Origin of the sequence: Kitasatospora nipponensis (assembly GCF_039528135.1) — a bacterium.
GTDB lineage: Bacteria > Actinomycetota > Actinomycetes > Streptomycetales > Streptomycetaceae > Kitasatospora > Kitasatospora nipponensis.
Map to the genome: position 1 here is coordinate 16,723 of NZ_BAAALF010000030.1, position 20,222 is coordinate 36,944.

Sequence of the window (20,222 nt, forward strand, 5' to 3'; positions counted from 1 at the left end):
CTGCGAGGTGGACCCGAAGACCGTGACCCGCTGGTTAGGCGGTCGCGTTCCCCACGCACGCCACCGGTGGAGCGTCGCGCACCACCTGAAGGCGGACGAGAACTTCCTGTGGCCGCAGACACACCCCAGGGCTGGACAGGCATCCGGGCCTGGTGCCGGCCTCGTGGCCACCTACGCCGACCGGGCCAGCGTCCCCAGGGAGATGTGGCTCTCCCTACTGCTGGAGAGCGTGACGCAGATCGACGTACTGGTGTTCTCGGGGACGTTCTTCGCCCAGTCGAACCCGAGGATCGCCACGATGTTGGCTCAGCGCGCGGGGGCTGGCGTGAAGGTCCGGCTGTGCTTCGGTGACCCGCACGGGCGCGCTGTTGCGATCCGCGGGCGGGAGGAAGGGATCGGCGACGCCCTCGCGGCGAAGGTCCACGCGTCCCTCACCTACTACCGGCAGCTGCTGGGCACGCCCGGCTGCGAGATCCGTCTGCACGACACCACCTTGTACAGCTCGCTCTTCCGCTACGACAACGACCTGTTGGTCAACCCTCACGTCTGGGGTCAGCCGGCCTCCGCCAACCCGCTGCTGCACCTGCAGAAGGAGGGCACGCTGCGCTGGTTCGACGGCTACGCTTCGAGCTTCGACGCGGTCTGGGACTCCGCCCGGCCGTGGACCGACGACCCGCAGGAGGCCCAGGCGCATGGCCGGCAGGACTGAGTACTACGGCGACCCGGCCGCGCCGGCCGCGAACTCGCTGGTGCCCGCGAGCAACCTGCTCGTCCAGAACGAGGCCGGCGAGATCCTGCTGCAGCGCCGGCGCGACACCGGGCAGTGGGCGCTGCCCGGCGGCAAGCAGGACATCGGCGAGTCCGCCGCCGACTGCGCCGTGCGTGAGTGCGAGGAGGAGACCGGCATCAAGGCGGAGATCACCGGTCTCCTCGGGGTCTACTCCAACCCCGCGCACATCGTCGTCTACAGCAGCAACGGCGAAGCCCGTCAGCAGTTCGAGGTGGCGTACATCGGCCGCCCGATCGGCGGCACCCCCACCGTCAACGACGAGGCCGACGGTGTGCGCTGGGTGCGGCCGGGCGACCTGGACGAGTACGACATCCACCAGAGCATGCGCCAGCAGATCGGCCACTACCTCAGCGGCCAGTACCCCTACCTCGGCTGATCCCCCGCGGCGGCAAGCCGGTGCTCAGTGCGGGCCACCGCCGCCTCGATCTCCGGCCCCGCACGCTGGATGAACCGCCCCACCAACGTGCTGGCCCCGTACCGGGCGACGATCTCCGAGACCCGGTCCCGGGCGCTGGTCAGCGTCCCGTCGGGCGTGGTGGTCATGTCACAGAAGATCAGAGCGTCCACCAGCAACTGGTCATCGAGCAGCGGGAACTCACGCTCCAGGATCTCGCGCAGCCCGCGCTCCTCAGCCTCCAGCAGAGCGACCGAGTGGTTGGCCACCAGCCGGACCAGTCGCTCGTCCGCGCCGTGCTCGTCGCGCAGGAACCGCGCGCCGTCGAGGGGATGAAAGCCGGTCACGGCCAGTCGGGGCGTGTAGCCGACATCGTGGAGCACCGCGGCCGCGATCAGAAGGGCAGCATCGGGACCGAGAACTGGGGCGAGGCGTTGGGCCTGCCGCGCCACTCCCTGGGAGTGTGCCCAGCGCCGAGGCAAGCTCGTCGCCAGCTCCTGCTGCGCGATCTGTTCCGCCCAGTCTGGCGTCGACGTACTCATCATCATGACCTTCCGTCGGGAGCGGCCGGGGTAGTCAACGTTGCCAGGAGCTCGCTGTAAGGCGTTTGATCTCCCCGGGTTGAGCAGATCGTAGGAGCGGCGTGACGGCCTCGCCGAGCAGGGGTACCGGCTCACCCGCGCGAGTCCTCTGCTCATCCTCTCAGCTGCACATTTGGGCAAGTGGCCACACAAAGCGTCTGCCACGGCTGACACCGGCTGTACAGCCAGCGAAGCACCGCAGGCTCCAGCACCTCCAGGATGTCGGTGATCAGGGGCGGGGAGCCGATCAAGGACCGTCTCCAGGTGGATCCGAGGCCAGGTGCAGGAGCCGAGGGCGGGGCCGAAGTCGTATCGCGCTGCGCTGGGCGTGAGCGCGACCAATGAGATCGAGGTCGAGCCCCAGGTCCGTCCGCTCCGGGACTCCAGGTGGCGTACCAGAGCGGCGGGATGGTCCGGCGGCAGCCCGTCGCCGCAGGCGATCGGCAGCCACTGGCCCCAGGCGTCTTCCGGTCGGCCGGCTGCGGGCTCGGGGCGTGCGACGGCTTGCAGCCGGGTCCGGAAGTGGGCCAGCCGGGCGGCCATCGCCGATCGGATCCGTGGGGAGTCGGTGCGGTTGTCCGCCTGCCCCTCCAGGCCGTCGTTGACCACAGCGCTGATGCCCGAGGGTAGCTCGCGGTCCTCCACCGCACACCCGTTCCAGCTGATCAGGCGGACCCCATTGGGCCTGGCGACGATCAGGTGGAACGGGTCGTGGCGCTCCAGCCGATCGTGGCTGATCTCCTGGCCGCTCGCGGCGATCAGCGGTATCTCTCCACGGGAGAGGCGCCGGTGCGCGGGCGCCTGTGGGCCGAAGCCGTTGAGCAGGCAGGCCGCCACTGGCCCGTTGTGAGGGTCAAAGGCCAGCCAGGTTCCCCCGGCCGTCAGGTCCAGGGCGCCGGTGACCGTGGGCCAGGAGGGCCAGTGACGGCCGGGCGGCAGCCACCGGCGGTCGGTGTACTCGTCGCGAACGGCGAGCAGGAGAACCGGCACCGCCGAGCCGAGGTCGATGCTGACGAACGCCGTACACACAGCGACCTCCTACGGCCGTCGGACGGTCTCCAGGTGGCGGGCGGCCATGAGGATGCCCAGCGACGCGCCGGACAGGGTCAGTCGGCCGTCGCACGCGGCCTTCACCGCTTCCGGCAGGTCCCACCACTCAAGTGTCATGCCGACCTCCGATCCGGTCAGCCGCTGCTCGCCGAGGATGAGGCCGCGAGCCAGGAAAAGGTGCAGGCGGGCGGAGCAGCGGGTCATCAGGGCGACGCTGCCCAGCGCCGTCCAGTCCCGGGCGGTGATCCCGGCTTCTTCGAGGAGTTCGCGCCGCCCGGCCTCCCGCGGGCTCTCACCGGGCTCGACGGTGCCGCCCGGCGGGGTGACCATCTCGCCGTGCACGTAGGTGACGGAGCGCACCATCCCGACCCGGCCGCGGTCGTCCACCGGGACGACTAGCGCGCCGTCGGGCTGCTCGGTGACCCACACCTCGCCGCGCTGCCCGTCGGGCCTGGTGACCTGATCACAGTGGACGGCCAGGCTCGGGGCGGTGAGGACCGTCGCGCGGGCGAGCCGGTGCCAGGTCACATCGGCCTCCCGCAGTGCAGGATGACCGGGCGGCCGGTGGCGTGGGCCGCGACCAACGCGGTCAACCTGGCGTGCATTGTGGCCGACAACGTGTCCTCCCAGTCGGAGAGTTGACGGAACCAGTAGTCGTCGTGCTCATCGGACAGCGTGATCGACTCGGCCTGCTGCCGGGTGAGGGTGCCGCCGCAGAAGAAGTAATTGCTGACCGGCGGCCAGTCCTCGGCCGGCGGCAGGAAGTCCACGCCGATCGGCACCAGCGGGCCGTCCAGCCGCAGTCCGGTCTCCTCACGCAGTTCCCGCCGGGCCCCGTCCACCGGGGCCTCGCCCGCATCGAGGAGCCCGCCCGGTGCCCACCAGCGCTGCGGCCAGCCCTGGGCGGCCCGGCCTTCGCTGTAGGCGTCGTGCAGGAGCAGCAGCCGCCCCTCGGGGTCGAAGAGCAGCACGCCGCTCCCGTGCAGGGCACGGGGCAGCGTCTGGACGAATTCCGTGCGCGGCATCCACGTCTTGGCCATCGCGGTGCCCCCTCTCAGCTCGCGAGCGCGACGAGCGCGCGCAGGTGGGCGGGGTCGGAGGTGCCGGGGATCGGCGCGACCAGCGGGCCGAGGTCCAGCAGCCACTGCAGCGCCGCCGCGGGGTCAGCGGCCAGCCCGGCGTTAAGCGGCCGGTATGGCACGTACGGGATGCCCTGGTCCAGGCAGTACGGCAGGGCCGCGTCCTCCGGCTCGGCCATGTTGAGGCAGTTCTGCACGGCGGCGACCGTCACCAGCTCGCCGGCCTCCTTGATCTGCTCGGGGGTCACCTTGGACAGGCCGATGGCGCCGATCTTGCCTTCGGCCCGCAGATCCTTCAGTGCGCCGACCTGCTCGGCCAGCGGCACCTCGGGGTCCACGCGGTGCAGGTAACACAGGTCGATCCGCTCGGTGCCCAGGCGGCGCAGGGACGCCTCGGCGGCGGCGCGCAGGTACTCGGGGCGGCCCAGCGGCTTCCAGACGTTCGGCGCGGGCCGCACCATGCCGACCTTGGTGGCCAGCAGCAGCTGCTCAGGGTAGGGGTGCAGCGCCCGGCGGATCAGGGCCTCGACGGTGTGCGGGCCGTAGGCGTCGGCGGTGTCGATGTGCAGGACGCCGAGGTCGTTGACGGCGGTGCGCAGCAGTTCGACGGCGCCGACCAGGTCGGCCGGGTAGCCCCAGGTGCCGGGCCCGGTCAGGCGCAGGGTGCCCAGGCCCAGGCGGGGGACGGTCTTGCCGGCGATGGTGATCTCGTTCACGCGGCACTCCAGGCGGCCTGGGTGGTGATCGTCTGGACGGCCGACTCGACGGTGGCGGCGTGCGCGTCGGCCGGCACCTGGAGGTGCGGGACGTGGTGGGCGTTCAGCAGCTGGTGCAGCTGCTCGTCCACGCCCCGGCGGAACGCGGGGTCGGTCCAGTCGGGGTCCTTGCCCGGGTGCGCGGCCAGCGGCAGCTGCGGGTCCAGGACGGTGGCGAGGAACACCGCCGGGGCCGGGGCGCAGGCCAGCTGCGCCAGGCCCGTCAGGCGGGACAGCTCTTCCGGGTCGGGGCGTTCGCCGCGGTGCTGGAGGGCGGCCAGGTAGTAGGCGAGGGCGTCGTAGGGGGTGCGGTCCACGATCACGACGTCGGAGGCGAGTTCGGCCTCCAGGGTGGCGGCCGAGGTGGCGTTGATGATCCAGGCGGTGGACTGGGTGGTGTGCCGGGTCATCTTCGGGAAGCCGAGCTCGGCGGCCCGCTTGGCGCAGCCGCCGGTGCGAGCGACGGTGGTGCCGGTGGCGCGCAGCTCCATCTCGATGCGCCGGGCGAGAGTGGTCTTGCCCGATGAGTGGGTGCCGGCGATGTAGAGGCGAAGGGGTGGTGTCACCACAGGGTCTGTTCCTCCGAGTCGGGGGTGGCGGGCCGCGGAGCGCCGGGCATCCCGGGCGGGACGGCTGCGGCGATCAGCGCGTCCCAGGTGTCGTAGTGTCCGGCGAGGTCGAGCAGCAGAAGAGCGGTTGCGTGGGCGTCGAAGCCCGCGCGGTGGCGCTGGCCGGGGACTGCGGCCAGGTCGATGCCGGTCAGTTCGATCAGCGCGTCCAGGCCGTACTTGCCAGCTGTCGGGTAGGTGGCGCGGGCGAGGCGGAGGGTGTCGACCACCCCGGCCGGCTGCCAGTGGGGCATGTGCCGCAGCAGCACGCCGTAGTCCACGTGGGCGGCGTGCGCGGCGATCCACGCGCCCTGAAGGTCCGCGTGCACCTGGGGGCCGACCTGCTCCCAGGTCGGCGCGTCGGCGACGTCCTGGTTGGTGATGTGGTGCACCCGTGTGGCGAACGGCGTGATGGGGTTCGGCGGGCGCAGGAGGGTGGAGCGGGCGGACGACGGCACCGGGCTCCCGTTCAGCACGGGGAATGCAGCGACCTCTACCAGGTCCGGAGGCTGGGCGCCGTTGCCCTCCACGTCGACGACGAAGAGGCGGGGCCAGGTGCCGAAGTCCATCCGGGGTGCTCCTTACTGGGGGGCGGGCCAGCCGATGTCGGCCCGGCCGTGCCTGCGGTGGCGGTGCGGCTTGTCACGGTCGTGGACCTGGTAGCCGAAGCCGTGCTGCAGGAAGTAGCGCGGCGGCTCGTTCAGGCCCGAGACGATGATGGCGCGGTCGTTCACCTCAACGTCGCCGGTCGCTCCGAGAGCACGGGCGGCTTCGGTGGCTTCCTCCAGGCTGGGGGCCTGCCAGGCGTCGCGGCACAGGCCCAGCTGCGCCACCGGGCAGATGTCGCACAGGTCCTGGATGCCGTAGTGGCCGTTGTAGTCGGGCACCTTGTGGGCGTAGGCGACGCCGCAGCTGGTCTTGCGGAACAGGGGCCCGTACGGCTCGCCGCGGTCGTCGGGGCGGCGGAAGGCGTCCAGGATGCGCTGCTCGGACTCCTCCGGCATGATCTTGCGGCGGGCGGTGTCCTCGTAGGGCAGCGGAAGGCCGTGGTCCTTGTAGTAGGCGGCGATCTCGTCGCGGAAGAACAGCCCGGTGAACACCGTCGCGTCCGCGTGCTTCGACAGCTCCAGAGCCCGCCGGATGTGCTCGTCGCTGTCGTTGAGGCCGGGGACGATCGGCCGCCAGTAGAGCACGGTGCGGTAGTGCTCGGCGTGGCGGTGGAGGGTCTGGAGGCTGGCGGCGGCGATGGCGGAGTCCACCGGCTCGATGCCCGGGTGGTCGATGCCGGAGTGGGTGACCAGCACGGTGAGCCGGATGTTCCGGTAGGAGTTGAGGACCTGGCAGTCCTCGGGGCTGACCCGCCAACGGGTGATGACGAGGACGTGGTTCGTCAGGCCCCGCTCGTCCAGCAGCCTGAGCGTGTGGAAGGTGTGCTGCTTGACCACGGGGAGCATGGGGTCCGTGGCCCGGTTGAAGAGCTGGATCGGCGTGCGGTGCGGGCGGAAGTACTGGTGCCCGGTCAGCAGCGCCACCGCGGCCTCGTCGCTCATCAGCGCCCGGGGCGTCTTGAGCTCGAAATTGTCGAACAGGTGCCGGACGCAGTAGCCGCAGTCCAGCGGACACCCGACGATGTGGTTGAGCGACAGGCCCGACTTGCGGTACTCGATCACCTCGGCCAGCTCCGGCTTGAGCTGGCCGATCTGCTCGGCGTTCAGGATCGGCAGGGGGCGGCGGGCCCGGGGTACGGCGGTTGTCATCGGTGGTGGTCCTCCTTGAGGTCGAGTAACTGGTGCTGGCCGGCGCCGAACCAGGTTCCGAAGTCCCTGCGGGCGGCGCGGGCGTGGTCGGAGGTGTGGATCAGGTTCTCCACCAAGCGGTGCTGGGCGCGGGCGGCGGCGAAGCTGTCGGTGCCCAAGTCGGCGCGAATGGTGCCCGGGACGGCTTGGGTCGGGTCGAAGTGGCCGAGCAGGCCGCGCAGCCGCCCGGGGGTACCGGGCTTGCCGTGGGCGAGCGCCACTTCCACCTGCCGTCCGACGTACGTGCTGCGCAGGCAGGCGGGCACGTCCACCTCGAACAGGTCCCGGTCAACGAGCAGGTCCCAGTAGTGGACGTGGATCTGCCAGTCCTCCACGACGACCCGGCGCCGCTCCACGATCCGCGCGGGGGGCTCCAGACGGGCGAGCACCTGATCGGCCAAGCCCCGGCGCAGGCAGTCCGGCTTGAGGAGGACCACGCTCCAGCGCGACCAGTCCACCTCCCGCAGCCGATCGGACCTCACGCGACCTCCCCGGTGGCGACCCGGGTGGGCCAGCGGCGCTCGAACTGCCAGCGCGCACCCGGCTCCAGCGCTTCGAGCACCTGCTGATCGATCACGTCAGCCGGACAGTTGACGATCTGGCGGTGTGCCTCGAAGAGCAGCAGGACCCGCTGCCAGTACAGCGGCAGGTCCAGGGCGGCGACGTCTGCGGGGGTGTGCTGGACCTGGTTGGTGCGCAGCAGTTCCTCGTGTTCCAGCACGGTGCGGATGTGCTTCCACGTGGTGTCGGCGGGCATCATCGGGGCCTCGAACAGCGGTTCGGCCTTGGGGCTGGCGGCCGTCTCCTCCAGCACCCGGTGCGCGCGCTCAAGGTCCCGGACGCCGACGTGCATGGACCCCACATGGTGGGTGTAGGAGCCCAGGCGCAGACCGAGCTGGGCGGCGGCGAACTCCTGGATCAGGGTGAAGGAGTAGACGTCGCAGACCATGCCGCGGTTGGCGTCGTTGGCCCGCATGTAGGTGACCATGTGCAGGCAGCCGTCTCGGGCCAGCAGCTGGAGCCCGACCAGGCACGGCAGGTCCGGGTGGCCGATCTCGTCCAGGTCGCCGGCCTCGAACACCGGCAGGTACGCGCGCTTGCTGTCCGTCTCGGCCCGCAGCAGCTCCAACGCCCGGTCGAACGCGGAGGGGGAACCGTCGATCCGGGGCGCGAAGATCCGAACGCCATACGAGGAGCCCTCGATCGTCTTCCCATCGCGCGAGTCGGCCCGGCGCCGGGAGGAGTAGTGCCCGATCAGGTCCAGGGTCCGCAGGCCGCCCAGGTACCAGAGAGCCTCCGCGTAGTGGTAAACGGGGTTGACCGGCCGGCTCGTCAGGAACAGCGCCCGCTGGCGGGGGTCGGTGAGCCGGAAGCTCGCGCCGATCACCTCGTGACTGTCGTTCCCGCGAGCGGTGTTGACGTGCTCGTGGTTCTCGGTGACGTGCCGCAGGACGGCGGCGTAGGCGTGTTGGAACGAGGGAAACAGGGCGAGGGTGACCACGCTGGACTCCACTTCACTCCTTGGTTTGACGGGATAGTGCGTGGTGCTGGTGCTGTCGCTTCCCCGACCGAGGGGCTAGGGAGGGGAGGCCGGAGGCGCTGGGTCTCAGCTGCGCTAACCGCGTTCCGAGGTAGGCGCCCTGGCGATCTATCCGAACTTGGACTGACGCTTGATCAAGCAAAAACTGCCGTCGCTGCGCTTGGTGGTCTGTCGATGCTGGTGGCCCGCCTGCGGACGGTACGACCCTGTTTCGGGACGCCCGCAAGACGTCCCGGGACGGCTGTCGTCATCACCTGGCGACGGTTTCCGCGTTCCAATGACGCTTCGGGCGTTGGTCGTTTGTGCCGACTTGGGTGGGCGCTCCTCCGTGACAGCAATCGCAGCCGACCGCACTCTGTGTGGCATAGGCATCTGAGATGGTCTACTCATTGCCGTGCGTGGCCGTTGTGGTCCTTGGCGATTGATGCAGAACTTCCCAGGGATTGATCACTGGCTGCGCCTGGAGACGATTGCGCGATGCTGGCATAGCTGGCGCCAACTGGCCTATTCCCCAGGGAATATGGCCGTCGACCTGGCTGTACCACGGTGGACTGCACAGCAGTTTGCCGACGGTCAGTCCATCTCGCACCAGGTTGGCGAGATACAGACTGGGGCAGGTGACATCGAGAGCGTCATGTCCGGGGCCGTAGCAGCAGCTCCAGGAGTACGAACCTCCGTCGGTCGGCTGGGCCGCCGATGGACTAGAACCGGAACCACGGTCCCGCAGGTCGGACGAGACATAGTCCGTGCCGACCCCGGTCAGGGAGTCGGCTGAGGCCGTGCCCGACGCTGAGACGATAACGGAGGCGCCGCCCGGTGCTGGTCCGGGTACCCACCAGGGCGTCACCCCCGATCACAACGCTGACGAGCCGGTTACCAGGGGAGCGGCTGGAGCTCGTAGAACAGGCCGCCGGTGGGACCGTCACAGGGGAGAGTGGCGAGCCAGACCGGAGTGTCCGCGCCGTCGTCGGCTGAGCGACTTGTGTCGCCGTAGGCCATGCGGGTGTTCATCTGCCCCGGTGACACGGCGTTGACGAGGATCCCTGAGCCGGAGAGTTCAGCGGCGAGGATTCGGGTCAGCGCGTTCACCCCAGCCTTCGAGACGCGGTAGCTGACGTTCCCCGCGCCCATGGACTCCAGGGAGCCGAGGTGGCTGGAGATGTTCACGATGCGGCCATAGCCGTTCTTCTGCATCTCGGGGATGGCCGCCGAGCTGAGGCGCCAGGCACCGAGCAGGTTGGTGTCGAGGGTGGCTCGGACCTTCTCAAAGTCGGGGGTGGCCGCCGGCTGCCCCCGGTCGATGGCGATTCCGGCATTGTTCACGAGGACATCGAGGCGGCCGTGACGACTGGCGATGTCGGCCACGGCCCGTGCAACGCTCGCGGGATTGGTGACGTCGAGTTGGTGGGACGAGACCTCCAACCCGTTGTCGGCGAGTTCCTGAGCCGCCTCGTCGCCGGCCCGGCCGTCACGAGAACCGATGACGACGTGCAGGCCGTGCTCGGCCAGGCGACGGGTAATGGCAAGGCCGAGGCCACGGTTGCCGCCCGATACCAGAGCAACGCGATGGGGGAAGACACGGTTCATGCGATCAGTGTGGCAAGCCGACTGTCGAGCGTGGCCATCAGCGGCTCTGTTCCGGCCAGCGGGAACCGCTCGCGCACCCGTCGGGCGCGCACGACATTGCGCTGGGAAGGGGCATCGTGGATGAGCTCCACGGCGGAACCCAGAAGGGCAGCGGCGTGGTCGGCCTCGCCGAGGTCCAGCTGAGCGGCTGATGCTCGGACGACGTAGGTGGCCCGGTCGCGGGTCTTCCCGCTCGGGATGAGGGCCAGAGCCGTCGTGAAGCTGTTCGCCGCTTCGGCTGGGCGCCCCAAATCAAGCTGGCATGTTCCGACTTGGGCGTGGAACTCGGCCTCATCGAAGTACCCGACCCAGCTCGGGTCGCCGTCGCTGTCCGAGGCCCGGGCGAAGGCTCGTGCAGCTGAGGCAAGGGAGCGACCGCATGCGGAGCGGTCGAGGAGCGCGGCCTCCGCGCGGGCCCGTCGCAGGAGAAGCATCGCTTCAGTCCGTGGCGAGACCCCTCCGGCACCCTCAGCAGCGCTGCGCGCCAGAGACAGGGCCTCGTGCGGCCGGCCGAAGTCGTAGCACTGCAGGCTCATCGACTTCAGGACGTTCGCGCCGATGGCACGGTCATCGGCGCTGTGTGCGGCATGAAGTGCGGACACCCAGTACCGCTGAGCGGCGGCATGGAGGCCAGCGTCGAAGGAGGCGAAGCCCGCGATCCGGGCGAGTTCCGCAGCCAGGCGCAGCAGGCGCCGTCCGTCAGCTTCACAGTACGCGGAGCCGGTCAGGATGCCGGTGACAACGCCGAGTTCGGCATCCATCAACCGGCGGGCGCGTTCACCGCCGCATGCCGCCTCCAGTTCCCGCAGGCGAGGGAGACCTTCCTCCATGCGGGTGACGAGGCTGCTACTCACGCGGCCCCCGGCGAGTACTGACGTCAGGGCCGGCGGCTCCACGTCAAGCCAGTCCCGGGCCAAGGCGATGAGAACAGGCCCGGCCAGCATCATGAACCCTCTGCGGTCCAACACGGCGTGCTCCAAGGTGTCTTCCAGCGACTGCAGGCTTCCTTGCGCAGTCCACCGGAATCCCGTGGCGATTGGATCTCCATCCAAGACCCCGGGCGGCCTGCCGAGCCCAATCAGCCGCTCGGAGGGGACTGCGTCCTGCAGCCCTTCCACCGTACGACCCTCAGTCCGCCGCCGAGATTGCCGCGCATCCTCGAAAGCACTGCCTCCGGACGTCAATGATCCGCGCGAGCTACTTCGGTGCGTCAGCCTCACCAGCTCGGGCGGCACCCCGAGGTTGCTCAGAAACTCCACGATGCGGTCGATGTGCGTCAGCTGGGACCGACCGGCCTCCAGCTTCGAGAGGAAGCCCTGGCTTAGTCCGGTGATCGACGCAAGGTCGTCTTGTCGCAGCGGCACGACTTCTCTCAACCGACGGCTCAAGGTGCCGAGTTCCCAGCGAGCGAGGGCTTCTCGGATCTGAGGGTCCTGCCAGACGCGGTCAGGGATGGTCGGTTGGGTAATGGTAGTTCGTGCCAACTTGCCGCAGGGCCCGCAGAGACCGTCGCTGTTCGGGTTGTACCTGCTGAGGGTGCACCCGCACTGTGCACATCGCCGCTCGCCCATGCTGTCCTTCCTCCCCCACGCAAACCGTCTCGGGTCCTGGCCGGTATTCCAGCTGGAATATGCCGCTAGGAATGGGCCCCCAAGCCGCACTTGACGCACCCTACTTCGGGCGAGATCAGCCAGGACACGAATCAGTCAACCTCGTGAGAACACCAGTAGGGCCCTGTCGGTCGCCAAGCTCGCTGCCGATTGGTGAGCCGTGGAACGTCCCAGGACGTCCCCCAGCCGTCCGATCCCGCGGTGATCCCGTCCGTCGCCCCACCGTCAACATGAACCGACGTCGGTGGACGGCCCTGAGATCTTCCCCGCCGTGGTCGCGTCCCACCAGCTCGGCGCCACAGCAGGGAGGAACGGGCGGCGCTCGTCGCCCCCGGCGCGGCCCACCCTTCGACCGCCCGCACACCGTGTAGACGCCCTACACGGTGTGCGGGCGCACCAACTCCCAGCCCAGCAGTACCAGATACCGCCGAGGACACCATGGCCACGCTCCAGGAAACGCAGCAGGCACCGCCCCAGGCCAGACAGCAGCCGACTTCCGGCGCCACTACGTCGGGCGCTGCCGAGATGCCGGCCTACCTACACGACTGGGCGCCCGGCGCCGTGCTGGACAGCCACCGGGCGTTGCCGGCGCGGATCGACCACCGGCTGCTCGGCGGGAAGGACGGGTTCCACGCGGACCGCACCGCGGCGGAGCAGTTGGCCCAAGCGGTGCCCGGGTTCGCGCAGGGTCTGCCGGCTCGTCGGCGGTTCGTGGAACGGGCGCTGCGGTACCTGGTCCAGGACGAGCAGGTACGGGACGTGCTGATTCTGGGAGCCGGGCTGCCGTCGCTCCCATACCTGCACGAGGTGGTCCAGGCGAAGAGCCCGCAGGCGCGGGTGGTGTACGTCGATGACGATCCGCTCGTGTTGAGTCACCTGCGGGCCGAGCTGACGTGCCTGCCGCTGGGCCGGCTGGCGGTGGTCGGCGGGAAGCTCAGCGATCCGCAGCGCCTCCTCGGCTCCAGCGCGGTGGGCGGGTTGCTCGCCGCTGGGCGGCCGGTAGCGGTGGTGGTGGAGTCGGTGCTGGAGTTCATTGCGGACGGGGAGGACCCGCAGCGGCTGGTCGCGGAGTTGATGGCGGGGCTGCCGCAAGGCTCGTGGCTGGTGTTCTCCCACGCCACGTCGGACTTCGCGTCGGCGATGTGGCGGATGATCGCCGACATCTACCGCTCCCACGGGATCGAGATCTTCCCCCGGCCCCGGGAGCAGGTAGCCGGCTTCCTGGATCGGATGGTGCTGACCGAGCCGGGCCTGGTGCCGGTCGACCGGTGGCGCCCGGATGCACAGGCGCTCCCTGAGCTGGGCGACGTCGAGGTGTCGCGGTACGGCGCGGTCGGTCGGCTCGCCCTGCCGGGCGAGGGCGGGGCGCGGTGATGGCGGTCCGAGTGGACGACGAGGTGGTGTTCCACCCGGCCGGGCTGGATGCCGAGTTACGCGGTGCGGTGACGGACCTCCAGGCGGGCCGGTGGATGTCCACCCGCGAGGTGCTGGCCACGACCGGAGGTGACTGGCCGCTGCGGACCGCGCGCAGCCAGGTGCTGGCCGGCGCGGCCACCCGATCCGATGTGCTCGGGCACTGGGTGCGTGAGGACCCGGAGAGCGCTGACCTCGCCATGTTGCGGGCGCGTGTGGCGGTGCTGCGGGCGTTGGCCGCCGTGCGGGCAGATCGCCCGCAGGCCGGTGCGCTGCATGGTGCGGCCCGGGAGGCGTGCTGGCGCGCGGCGCGGATCGCACCGGCTGATCCGGTGCCGTGGGTGGCGATGCTGGAGCTGGCCGTCCTCGACCCGGACCGGCTCCTCCAGGAACATGGTGGAACGCCGCCGGATGTGCTGCTGCCCGCGGGTCCGTGGTGGCTGCTCTCCCAGATCCAGCAGCGTGACCCGTACAGCCGCGAGGGGCACCACCGGATGCTGCGCTGGTGGCTACACAGCGGCCGTACCGGCTTCGGACACGGTTTCGTGAGCTGGCTGATGGACCACGCCCCAAGCGGCTCACCTCTGCGGCTGCTGCCGCTCTACCTGCACGTGGAGCGCTACCGCAACGCCCCGCAGCGGGAAGCGCTCCTGCTCAACCAGTGGATGCAGGAGCCGTGCGTCCGCGACACCGAACGCGCCTGGGAGCGGTGGTTCCTCGGCCAGGCGAGCGAGGAACGGTCGGTGGCCGACCTGAGCCACCTCGCCCACGCCCTGTGGGCTGGCAACCGGAAGGCGGCCGCCGCCCAGGTGTTCGAGGTGATGGGGCCGCTCGGTTCCCACCAGCCCTGGGAGGGCGTCGCGAAGCCGGGCGGCGGTCACGCCCTGCTGCTGAGCGCCCGGCGCCAGTGCGCCAAGGCAGCCACGCGCACCTGATCCCTAGCTATCCGATTCCCGTTCCCAGAAACCTCGTTGGAGGAATTGTGTCCCGCACTCACCGCGCCGTCCCGTCGGACGCCGGCGATGACGACTCCCATCTGCAGTCCCTCGGGTACACCCCGGTCCTGGTACGCCGTATGGGCGCCTTCGGGAACTTCGCGGTGTCGTTCTCGGTGATCTCGATCCTGTCCGGTTGCATGACGCTCTACGGCTTCGGCCTGACCACCGGCGGCCCCACCGTGATGCTGTGGGGCTGGGTCGGGGTCGGCTTTATGGTGCTGCTGCTCGGCCTGGCGTTCGCCGAGGTCACCTCCGCCTATCCGACGTCGGGCGCCCTCTACTACCAGGCTCACACGCTAGGCGGCCCCAAGTGGGGCTGGTACACGGGCTGGCTCAACTTGCTCGGCCTACTGGGGGCGATAGCCGGAATCGACTACGGCGCAGCCCAGTTCACCGGCGCGCTGCTGCAGATGCAGTTCTCCTTCACTCCGACGCCCGGGAAGCTGTTCGTCATCTTCGCGGTGATCCTGCTGCTGCACGCGGTGGTGAACCTGCGCAGCGTGCGGCTGGTCAGCATCCTGAACAGCATCTCGGTCGTCTGGCACCTGGTGGGCGTGGCGGTGATCGTGGCGGTGCTCGCCCTGGTGCCGGCCCACCACCAGTCCGCCAGCTTCGTCTTCGCTCACTTCGCCAACGGCACCGGCTGGCACAACCCGGTGTACGTGAGCGCGGTCGGACTGCTGATGGCGCAGTACACCTTCAGCGGCTACGACGCCTCCGCGCACCTGTCGGAGGAGACCACTGGGGCGTCGGTGGCAGCTCCCCGCGGGATCGTCCGCTCGATCTGGGTGTCCTGGATCGCCGGCGCTGTGCTGCTGGCCGGTCTGACCTTCGCCATCCAGGACTACGCCGGCACCGCCGGCACCGCCACCGGGGTGCCGCCCGCGCAGATCTTCCTGGACGCGATCGGCCCGACGGGCGCGAAACTGCTGCTGCTGATCGTGATCGGCGCCCAGCTGTTCTGCGGCGCGGCCGAGGTCGCCGCCGCCAGCAGGATGGCGTTCGCCTTCTCCCGGGACGGCGCGCTGCCGGGCTCAGCCTGGTGGCGCCGGGTCTCGCCGAGGACCGCGACGCCGGTGGCCGCGGTCTGGCTCTCGGTCGGCGTGGCCGTGGTGCTCACCCTGCCGGTGCTGTACTCCCCGAGCGCGTACGCGGCGGTCACCTCGATCAACGTCGTCGGGATCACGCCGGCCATCGCGATCCCGGTGTTCCTGCGCCTGCGCGCAGGGCGGCGCTTTCGGCCCGGGCCGTGGACCCTTGGCTGTTGGAGCAGGCCGATCGGCGTGGTGGCCGTGGTGTGGGTCGCCTGCGTGACGGTGCTGTTCTGCCTGCCGCAGGTCTCCCCGGTGACCGTCGATTCCTTCAACTATGCCGGGCTGGTGTTCCTGCTGGTCCTGGTCGGCGCTGAGGTCAGCTTCCGGATGGTCGGCCCGCACTACACCGTCCCGGTCGCCGACCGGGCGATGGCCGAACTCGCAGCCGAGGTCGTGTGATGGCCACCGCACCGATTCCCGCGGCGGGCAGAGGGGCACGGTTCCGCGGCAGGTTGACGCCGATGCAGCTCCGGGAGGCGGTCGAGAGCGGCGAGGTGCGCCGCGTGCGAATCGCGACCATCGACCTCCAGGGGCGCCTGCGCGGCAAGACCTTCCCGGCGGGCGGCGTCGTGGACCGGCTGCTGGACGGCACGATGCACATGGAGGGCTGCGGCTACCTGCTGGCCACCGACCTGGGCATGACCCTGGCGGACAGCTGGTGGCGTGACGGCTACCCGGATGTGCCGCTGGCCCCCGACGTCCGTTCGGCACGGATGGTGCCCTGGGTGCCGCACACCGCGCTGGTCCTCGCCGATCCACTGGACACCACCGGGCAGCGCCTGCCCCTCGCCGCGGGCACCGTGCTGCGCGAGCAGCTCGCCGTTCTGGCCGACGCGGGTCTGGAGATCAGGGTGGGGCTGGAGAGCGAGTTCGTCGTCTACCACGCCCCGGACGAGGACCAGGCGCCGCAGCAGGCTGCAGGAGCGCGCACCCGGCGGCCGGTGACCGGCCCGGGCCGGGACTACGCCTTCGACATGCCGGAGAAGGTGGCCCAGTACCTGGCGCGCCTAACCTCCGCACTGTCCGGCGCCGGCCTGCCGGTGGAGGCAGTCAAGCTGGAGGGCGCGCCGGGCCAGTTGGAGATCACCTTCCCGTACGGGGACGCACTGGAGGCGTGCGAGCAGCACGTGCTGTTCAAGGAAGCGACGCGCGCCTTCGCCGCCCGGCATCACATGGCCGCCACGTTCATGGCGGCGCCCGACGACTCGACGGGCTCGGGCCTGCACCTGCACCTCTCGTTGTGGCGCGACGGCGAGCCGGTGCTCGCTCACCCGGGCCGCCCCGAGGAGCTGTCGCCGCTGGGCGAGCACGTGGTGGCCGGCCTGCTCGGCGCGCTCCCGAATCTGATGCCCCTCCTCGCCCCGTACGTCAACTCCTACAAGCGGTACCGGCGGTACTCGTTCGCGCCGACGCGGTTCACCTGGGGCCGGGACAACCGGTCCTGCGCGCTGCGGGTGGTCGGGCACGGCCCCAGCCTGCACCTTGAGGTGCGGCTGCCCGGGGCGGACGCCAACCCCTACCTGCTGGTGGCCGCAGCTGCGGCAGCCTGCCGGTGGGGGATCGCGGAGCACCTGACCCCGCCCGCGCCGGTCTCCGGTGACGCCTACCGGACCAGCGCCCCGCTGGTGCCGCTGTCGCTCGGTGAAGCCCTCGATGTGTTCGAGCAAAGCGCCCTGGCTGTCGAGCTTTTCGGTGAGAGGGTCATCGCCCACTACGCCCTCGCGGCTGACGCCGAACTGCGATTCCACGAGCAGCACGTGAGCGACCTCGAAGTCGCGCGTGGCTTCGACCAGGCATGACCCGGCACCCTTCGAGCCCACTTCGAGCCACGCAGGAAGAGCCTTGTTGAGATCCCTCCACTCGTCCAGCGAGAACTGCCTGTTGCTGGACCGCAGCCCGGCGCTGGCGGTTCTGGTGGCCGGCGCGCCCGGCACCGCGCAGATTCTGGCGCGCACCCTGAGCGATGCCGAACTGCTTGCGGTCACCGAGCTGCTGAGCATCACCGCCCCCGGCAGTGGCCTCGGCGAGGAGCCCGACGCGATGGTGACCCTGCGCATGGGCCGAATCGGCCTGGACGGCGCCGCGGTCACTCTTCTCGCCGTCCCCGACGAGGAGCGGCTGTGGTTCCGCTGGGAGGAGCTGCTGACCGCTGCTGATGCCGCACTCGTGGTCGCCGACCCCCAGGACCCGGCAGGCTCCCTTGCCACCATCGAGTACCTGCACCGGCGCGGCATCCCCCTGGCCGTGGTCATCGACCAGTCCAGCACCTCGTGGCCCGGCACCACCGCCGACGTGCGGCAGGCCCTGCGCCTGGCCGACCCGCGCGTTCCTCTCGTCGCGGCCGACATCACGGAACGCGGTGCCGCACTGCGGTCTCTGGTCGCCCTCGTCGAGCACGCCGACGCCTGCGCGGCCGCAACCCGGCCGCTGCGGCTCCGCAGCAGAGAGCCTGACCGTGGAGCCCCACGACCCACCACTGAGCCCTTCACCTCCCGGAGCTGACCGATGAACCACCCCCACTACGACGGGCCGGGCAGACTCGCCGTACCGCACCTCGTGGGCATCGACGAGATGGGCATGCCGGCCCTCGCGCAGTTGCTCCTGCAGCGCGGCGCCCGCGTGACGGGCTCCGCGGCGGCGGAGAGCGAGATCACCACCGAGCTGGTGAAGGCCGGCGCGGTGGTCACCTACGGCTTCGACCGCGCCACCGTGCGCGCCGACCGCTCCGCGGTGCTCTGGTCCGAGGGCGGCATCGCCCAGGGGCTCGAACTCGCCCGCGCCAAGGAGATGCGCTTGGCGGTCCTGCACCACACGCAGGCGCTGGCGCTGCTCACCGGCAAGGCTGCGGCGTCGGTGGTGGTGACGGGCAGCCACAGCATCGCCAACACGGCCGGGATGCTGGTGGCCGCGCTCGACGACCGCAACCCGTCCTACCTGCTCAACGACCCGCCGGTCGGCGGCGACAGCGGACACCACGGCGGTGACGGCCTGCTGATCGCCGCCGATGAGGACGAACAGGAGGGCACGGTCCCCGCTCTTCGGCCCACCGTCACGATCATTCTCAACGCGGCGACGTCGCCGCCCCGCCATCTGGACCAGGACTCCGCGCTGGACAGGCTGGAGGCTTCGGCCCGGCGCAGCGCCACCGTGGTCCTGCCCACCTGGGACGCCGGTGCCTGCACCCTCGCCCAGCGGCTGTGCGAGCGCTCGGGCCCGCGGGTGATCCGGGTCGGGGAGTGCCTGGACGCGGACATGCAGATCGTGGGGATCACCTGGGATGGCACCCACAACCGGGTCACCGTGCAGGACACCGACGGGTCCTGGCACACCCTCCTCGTGGCGGTCGCGGGCCGGCACAACGCCCAGGCGGCGGCCCTGGTCTTCGCGGCCGGCCGCGTGCTGGGCGCCGAGGGCGAGGACCTGGCCCGTGGCATCAGCGAGAACTTCGCCGGCGTCGAACGCTCGCTGACGCCGCTGTACCTGCAGGCCGGAATCACCGTGGTCGACTCCCTGGCGACCCACCCTGTCGAGGTCGAGCAGGATCTGCGCGCGGCGCGGATGCTCACCGAGGGCAGCGTCATCGCCGTTCTGGAACCCGACGACTGGCATCGCACCCTCGACCTGGGCCCTGAGATCGGCGCCCGGCTCTCCCCGGCCGACGAGGTGGTGCTCCTGCCGGTGCACTCCCCCGGCTCCCTGCCGCACCCCGAGGCCGGGCCCGGGACCGCGGCGATCGCCCGCGCCGTCACCGCCGCCGGCCTTCGCGCCGAGCACGTGCACGCCCTGGACGACGAGCAGGCCGACGCCGGCGCGGAGCAGCTGATCGCCTCGCTCGCGCAGCCCGGCGACCTCGTCCTGATCATGGGCACCGGCCGCGCCGCCCGCCTCACCCGCCGTCTGCTCTTCCACCTCGGCGCACCCACCGCCCCCATCCCCACCGACCTGTAGGGCGCCCGACGCCGGCCGTCCTCGGCCCCGATGCACAAGCTCAGATGAGAGAAGGACATGACCCACCAGACCAACGCGTGGCGGCCGATCAGCGATGCCATCGCGGAGCCGTCCGCGATCCGGCCCCTGCCCGTCCGTAGTCCCGGCACCCACCGGCCCGACCCGGAACCGACCGCCGCCGGCTGCGACTTCTTCACCGCCCGGACCGCCGCCACGCCCCGCCGCTACCGTGACCTGCCGCATGCCGGCACCGTGCAGCCCGAGCCGGAGCGCGCGTGAGCACCCGCCCTGCGACCCGCAGCGGCCGCGGACTCCAGGAGCCACCCGTCAACCCTGAACCGCCCCCGGCTCCGGCCAGCACGGACCACCTGCTGTGGCAGGGCACCGGCCCCACCCAGCAGGGCTTCCTCGGCCTCGCCCACGAGAGCCGGGTGCAGTCCGCCTACTGCCCCGCACTCATCAGCGGCGCCCTGCAGACCCCGGATTACGCCCGCGCGGTCCTTCGCAGCGTCGTGGACCTGCACCAGTTGCCCGATGATGTCGAGGAAGGTGTCGCCGCGCGCGCCGCCCGAGCCGCACTCCTCGGTGCGGACAGCCGTACCCATCACGTCCTGCTCGGCGAACAGGCACTGCTCACGGCCGTTGCCGGACCTGCGGTGATGCGTGCCCAACTCCGCCACCTGCTGCACCTGCTGGAGATGCCCGCGCTCACCGTGGCCGTCATCCCCGCCCGCGCGCGGCTGCGTGTCTACCCGGGTGACTCCTTCACGATCTACGACGGGACCCGCGTCGAGACCGAGGGCTACGCCGGCCCGCGCACCATCACCGCCCCGGACCGGGTCGCCACCTTCCAACGCGCCTTCGACCTGCTGCGCGACAGCGCCCAGAGGGCACCCACGGCCCGCGAGGCCATCGCCGCCGCCCTCAGGGGCGTCTGACC

21 protein-coding genes and 1 pseudogene are annotated in these 20,222 nt (G+C 70.8%); 10 read left to right on the forward strand and 12 right to left on the reverse strand.

What is annotated here, in order from left to right:
- Positions 1-163: 163 nt before the first annotated feature.
- Both ABD323_RS11550 and ABD323_RS11555 read left to right on the forward strand, forming a co-directional pair.
- The gene (locus ABD323_RS11550) at positions 164-709 is read left to right on the forward strand and encodes an XRE family transcriptional regulator (RefSeq protein ID WP_344441255.1); all 546 of its coding nucleotides are present in this window, start codon (positions 164-166) and stop codon (positions 707-709) included.
- The gene (locus ABD323_RS11555; RefSeq protein ID WP_344441256.1) at positions 693-1,166 is read left to right on the forward strand and encodes an NUDIX hydrolase; all 474 of its coding nucleotides are present in this window, start codon (positions 693-695) and stop codon (positions 1,164-1,166) included. Before ABD323_RS11550 ends, ABD323_RS11555 begins: the two co-directional genes overlap by 17 nt.
- On the opposite strand, the gene ABD323_RS11560 is transcribed toward ABD323_RS11555, so the two are convergent.
- The 12 genes and pseudogenes from ABD323_RS11560 to ABD323_RS11615 all read right to left on the reverse strand — a co-directional run bounded on the left by ABD323_RS11560 (position 1,154) and on the right by ABD323_RS11615 (position 11,790).
- Positions 1,154-1,726, reverse strand: coding sequence for an HD domain-containing protein (locus ABD323_RS11560; protein ID WP_344441301.1), 573 nt, complete (start codon positions 1,724-1,726; stop codon positions 1,154-1,156). The genes ABD323_RS11555 and ABD323_RS11560 overlap by 13 nt on opposite strands.
- A 642-nt stretch (positions 1,727-2,368) precedes the next feature.
- Positions 2,369-2,794 (reverse strand): annotated as a pseudogene (locus ABD323_RS11565) (NRDE family protein); the annotation flags it as partial.
- 9 nt (positions 2,795-2,803) lie between these two features.
- Positions 2,804-3,343, reverse strand: a complete 540-nt coding sequence (locus ABD323_RS11570) for an NUDIX domain-containing protein (RefSeq protein WP_344441257.1) — start codon at positions 3,341-3,343, stop codon at positions 2,804-2,806.
- The gene (locus ABD323_RS11575; RefSeq protein ID WP_344441258.1) at positions 3,340-3,855 is read right to left on the reverse strand and encodes an NUDIX domain-containing protein; all 516 of its coding nucleotides are present in this window, start codon (positions 3,853-3,855) and stop codon (positions 3,340-3,342) included. Before ABD323_RS11575 ends, ABD323_RS11570 begins: the two co-directional genes overlap by 4 nt.
- 14 nt (positions 3,856-3,869) lie before the next feature.
- A complete protein-coding gene (locus tag ABD323_RS11580) occupies positions 3,870-4,610 on the reverse strand; it encodes an aldo/keto reductase (protein WP_344441259.1) in 741 nt (246 codons plus the stop codon).
- Positions 4,607-5,215 (reverse strand): AAA family ATPase, encoded by a 609-nt coding sequence (locus tag ABD323_RS11585; protein WP_344441261.1) that lies wholly within the window; start codon positions 5,213-5,215, stop codon positions 4,607-4,609. The genes ABD323_RS11580 and ABD323_RS11585 overlap by 4 nt, the downstream gene beginning before the upstream one ends.
- Positions 5,212-5,826 carry a 3'-5' exonuclease gene (locus ABD323_RS11590; RefSeq protein WP_344441262.1) on the reverse strand — a complete coding sequence of 205 codons (615 nt, stop codon included), beginning with the start codon at positions 5,824-5,826 and terminating at the stop codon, positions 5,212-5,214. The genes ABD323_RS11585 and ABD323_RS11590 overlap by 4 nt, the downstream gene beginning before the upstream one ends.
- Positions 5,827-5,838: 12 nt before the next feature.
- Positions 5,839-7,014 (reverse strand): radical SAM protein, encoded by a 1,176-nt coding sequence (locus ABD323_RS11595; protein WP_344441263.1) that lies wholly within the window; start codon positions 7,012-7,014, stop codon positions 5,839-5,841.
- Positions 7,011-7,535 (reverse strand): nucleoside-diphosphate kinase, encoded by a 525-nt coding sequence (locus ABD323_RS11600; protein ID WP_344441264.1) that lies wholly within the window; start codon positions 7,533-7,535, stop codon positions 7,011-7,013. Before ABD323_RS11600 ends, ABD323_RS11595 begins: the two co-directional genes overlap by 4 nt.
- Positions 7,532-8,566: a thymidylate synthase gene (locus ABD323_RS11605; protein WP_344441265.1), complete on the reverse strand. Its 1,035-nt coding sequence runs from the start codon at positions 8,564-8,566 to the stop codon at positions 7,532-7,534. Before ABD323_RS11605 ends, ABD323_RS11600 begins: the two co-directional genes overlap by 4 nt.
- 900 nt (positions 8,567-9,466) lie before the next feature.
- Positions 9,467-10,180: an SDR family oxidoreductase gene (locus ABD323_RS11610; protein ID WP_344441266.1), complete on the reverse strand. Its 714-nt coding sequence runs from the start codon at positions 10,178-10,180 to the stop codon at positions 9,467-9,469.
- Complete coding sequence (locus ABD323_RS11615; RefSeq protein WP_425555958.1) at positions 10,177-11,790, reverse strand: helix-turn-helix domain-containing protein; 1,614 nt, start codon at positions 11,788-11,790, stop codon at positions 10,177-10,179. Before ABD323_RS11615 ends, ABD323_RS11610 begins: the two co-directional genes overlap by 4 nt.
- 564 nt (positions 11,791-12,354) lie before the next feature.
- Here ABD323_RS11615 and ABD323_RS11620 point away from each other — a divergent pair.
- The 8 genes from ABD323_RS11620 (at position 12,355) to ABD323_RS11655 (ending at position 20,220) form a co-directional block, all read left to right on the forward strand.
- Positions 12,355-13,203: an SAM-dependent methyltransferase gene (locus ABD323_RS11620; protein WP_344441268.1), complete on the forward strand. Its 849-nt coding sequence runs from the start codon at positions 12,355-12,357 to the stop codon at positions 13,201-13,203.
- Positions 13,203-14,177 (forward strand): hypothetical protein, encoded by a 975-nt coding sequence (locus ABD323_RS11625; protein ID WP_344441269.1) that lies wholly within the window; start codon positions 13,203-13,205, stop codon positions 14,175-14,177. Before ABD323_RS11620 ends, ABD323_RS11625 begins: the two co-directional genes overlap by 1 nt.
- A gap of 47 nt (positions 14,178-14,224) precedes the next feature.
- Positions 14,225-15,733, forward strand: coding sequence for an amino acid permease (locus tag ABD323_RS11630; RefSeq protein WP_344441270.1), 1,509 nt, complete (start codon positions 14,225-14,227; stop codon positions 15,731-15,733).
- Between the two features lie 62 nt (positions 15,734-15,795).
- The gene (locus tag ABD323_RS11635) at positions 15,796-17,133 is read left to right on the forward strand and encodes a glutamine synthetase family protein (RefSeq protein ID WP_344441271.1); all 1,338 of its coding nucleotides are present in this window, start codon (positions 15,796-15,798) and stop codon (positions 17,131-17,133) included.
- Between the two features lie 43 nt (positions 17,134-17,176).
- A complete protein-coding gene (locus tag ABD323_RS11640; RefSeq protein ID WP_344441272.1) occupies positions 17,177-17,836 on the forward strand; it encodes a hypothetical protein in 660 nt (219 codons plus the stop codon).
- 3 nt (positions 17,837-17,839) lie between these two features.
- Positions 17,840-19,282: a glutamate ligase domain-containing protein gene (locus tag ABD323_RS11645; RefSeq protein ID WP_344441273.1), complete on the forward strand. Its 1,443-nt coding sequence runs from the start codon at positions 17,840-17,842 to the stop codon at positions 19,280-19,282.
- Positions 19,283-19,339: 57 nt separating this feature from the next.
- The gene (locus ABD323_RS11650) at positions 19,340-19,561 is read left to right on the forward strand and encodes a hypothetical protein (RefSeq protein ID WP_344441274.1); all 222 of its coding nucleotides are present in this window, start codon (positions 19,340-19,342) and stop codon (positions 19,559-19,561) included.
- Positions 19,558-20,220, forward strand: coding sequence for a DUF5753 domain-containing protein (locus ABD323_RS11655; RefSeq protein ID WP_344441276.1), 663 nt, complete (start codon positions 19,558-19,560; stop codon positions 20,218-20,220). Before ABD323_RS11650 ends, ABD323_RS11655 begins: the two co-directional genes overlap by 4 nt.
- Positions 20,221-20,222: the final 2 nt, after the last annotated feature.

Bases quoted from the DNA above. Each gene is read 5' to 3' on its own strand.
- ABD323_RS11555 (WP_344441256.1), top strand. From the start codon at position 693: ATGGCCGGCAGGACTGAGTACTACGGCGACCCGGCCGCGCCGGCCGCG.
- ABD323_RS11560 (WP_344441301.1), bottom strand. From the start codon at position 1,726: ATGAGTACGTCGACGCCAGACTGGGCGGAACAGATCGCGCAGCAGGAG.
- ABD323_RS11575 (WP_344441258.1), bottom strand. From the start codon at position 3,855: ATGGCCAAGACGTGGATGCCGCGCACGGAATTCGTCCAGACGCTGCCC.
- ABD323_RS11590 (WP_344441262.1), bottom strand. From the start codon at position 5,826: ATGGACTTCGGCACCTGGCCCCGCCTCTTCGTCGTCGACGTGGAGGGC.
- ABD323_RS11595 (WP_344441263.1), bottom strand. From the start codon at position 7,014: ATGACAACCGCCGTACCCCGGGCCCGCCGCCCCCTGCCGATCCTGAAC.
- ABD323_RS11610 (WP_344441266.1), bottom strand. From the start codon at position 10,180: ATGAACCGTGTCTTCCCCCATCGCGTTGCTCTGGTATCGGGCGGCAAC.
- ABD323_RS11615 (WP_425555958.1), bottom strand. From the start codon at position 11,790: ATGGGCGAGCGGCGATGTGCACAGTGCGGGTGCACCCTCAGCAGGTAC.
- ABD323_RS11620 (WP_344441268.1), top strand. From the start codon at position 12,355: ATGCCGGCCTACCTACACGACTGGGCGCCCGGCGCCGTGCTGGACAGC.
- ABD323_RS11625 (WP_344441269.1), top strand. From the start codon at position 13,203: ATGGCGGTCCGAGTGGACGACGAGGTGGTGTTCCACCCGGCCGGGCTG.
- ABD323_RS11635 (WP_344441271.1), top strand. From the start codon at position 15,796: ATGCAGCTCCGGGAGGCGGTCGAGAGCGGCGAGGTGCGCCGCGTGCGA.
- ABD323_RS11645 (WP_344441273.1), top strand. From the start codon at position 17,840: ATGAACCACCCCCACTACGACGGGCCGGGCAGACTCGCCGTACCGCAC.
- ABD323_RS11650 (WP_344441274.1), top strand. From the start codon at position 19,340: ATGACCCACCAGACCAACGCGTGGCGGCCGATCAGCGATGCCATCGCG.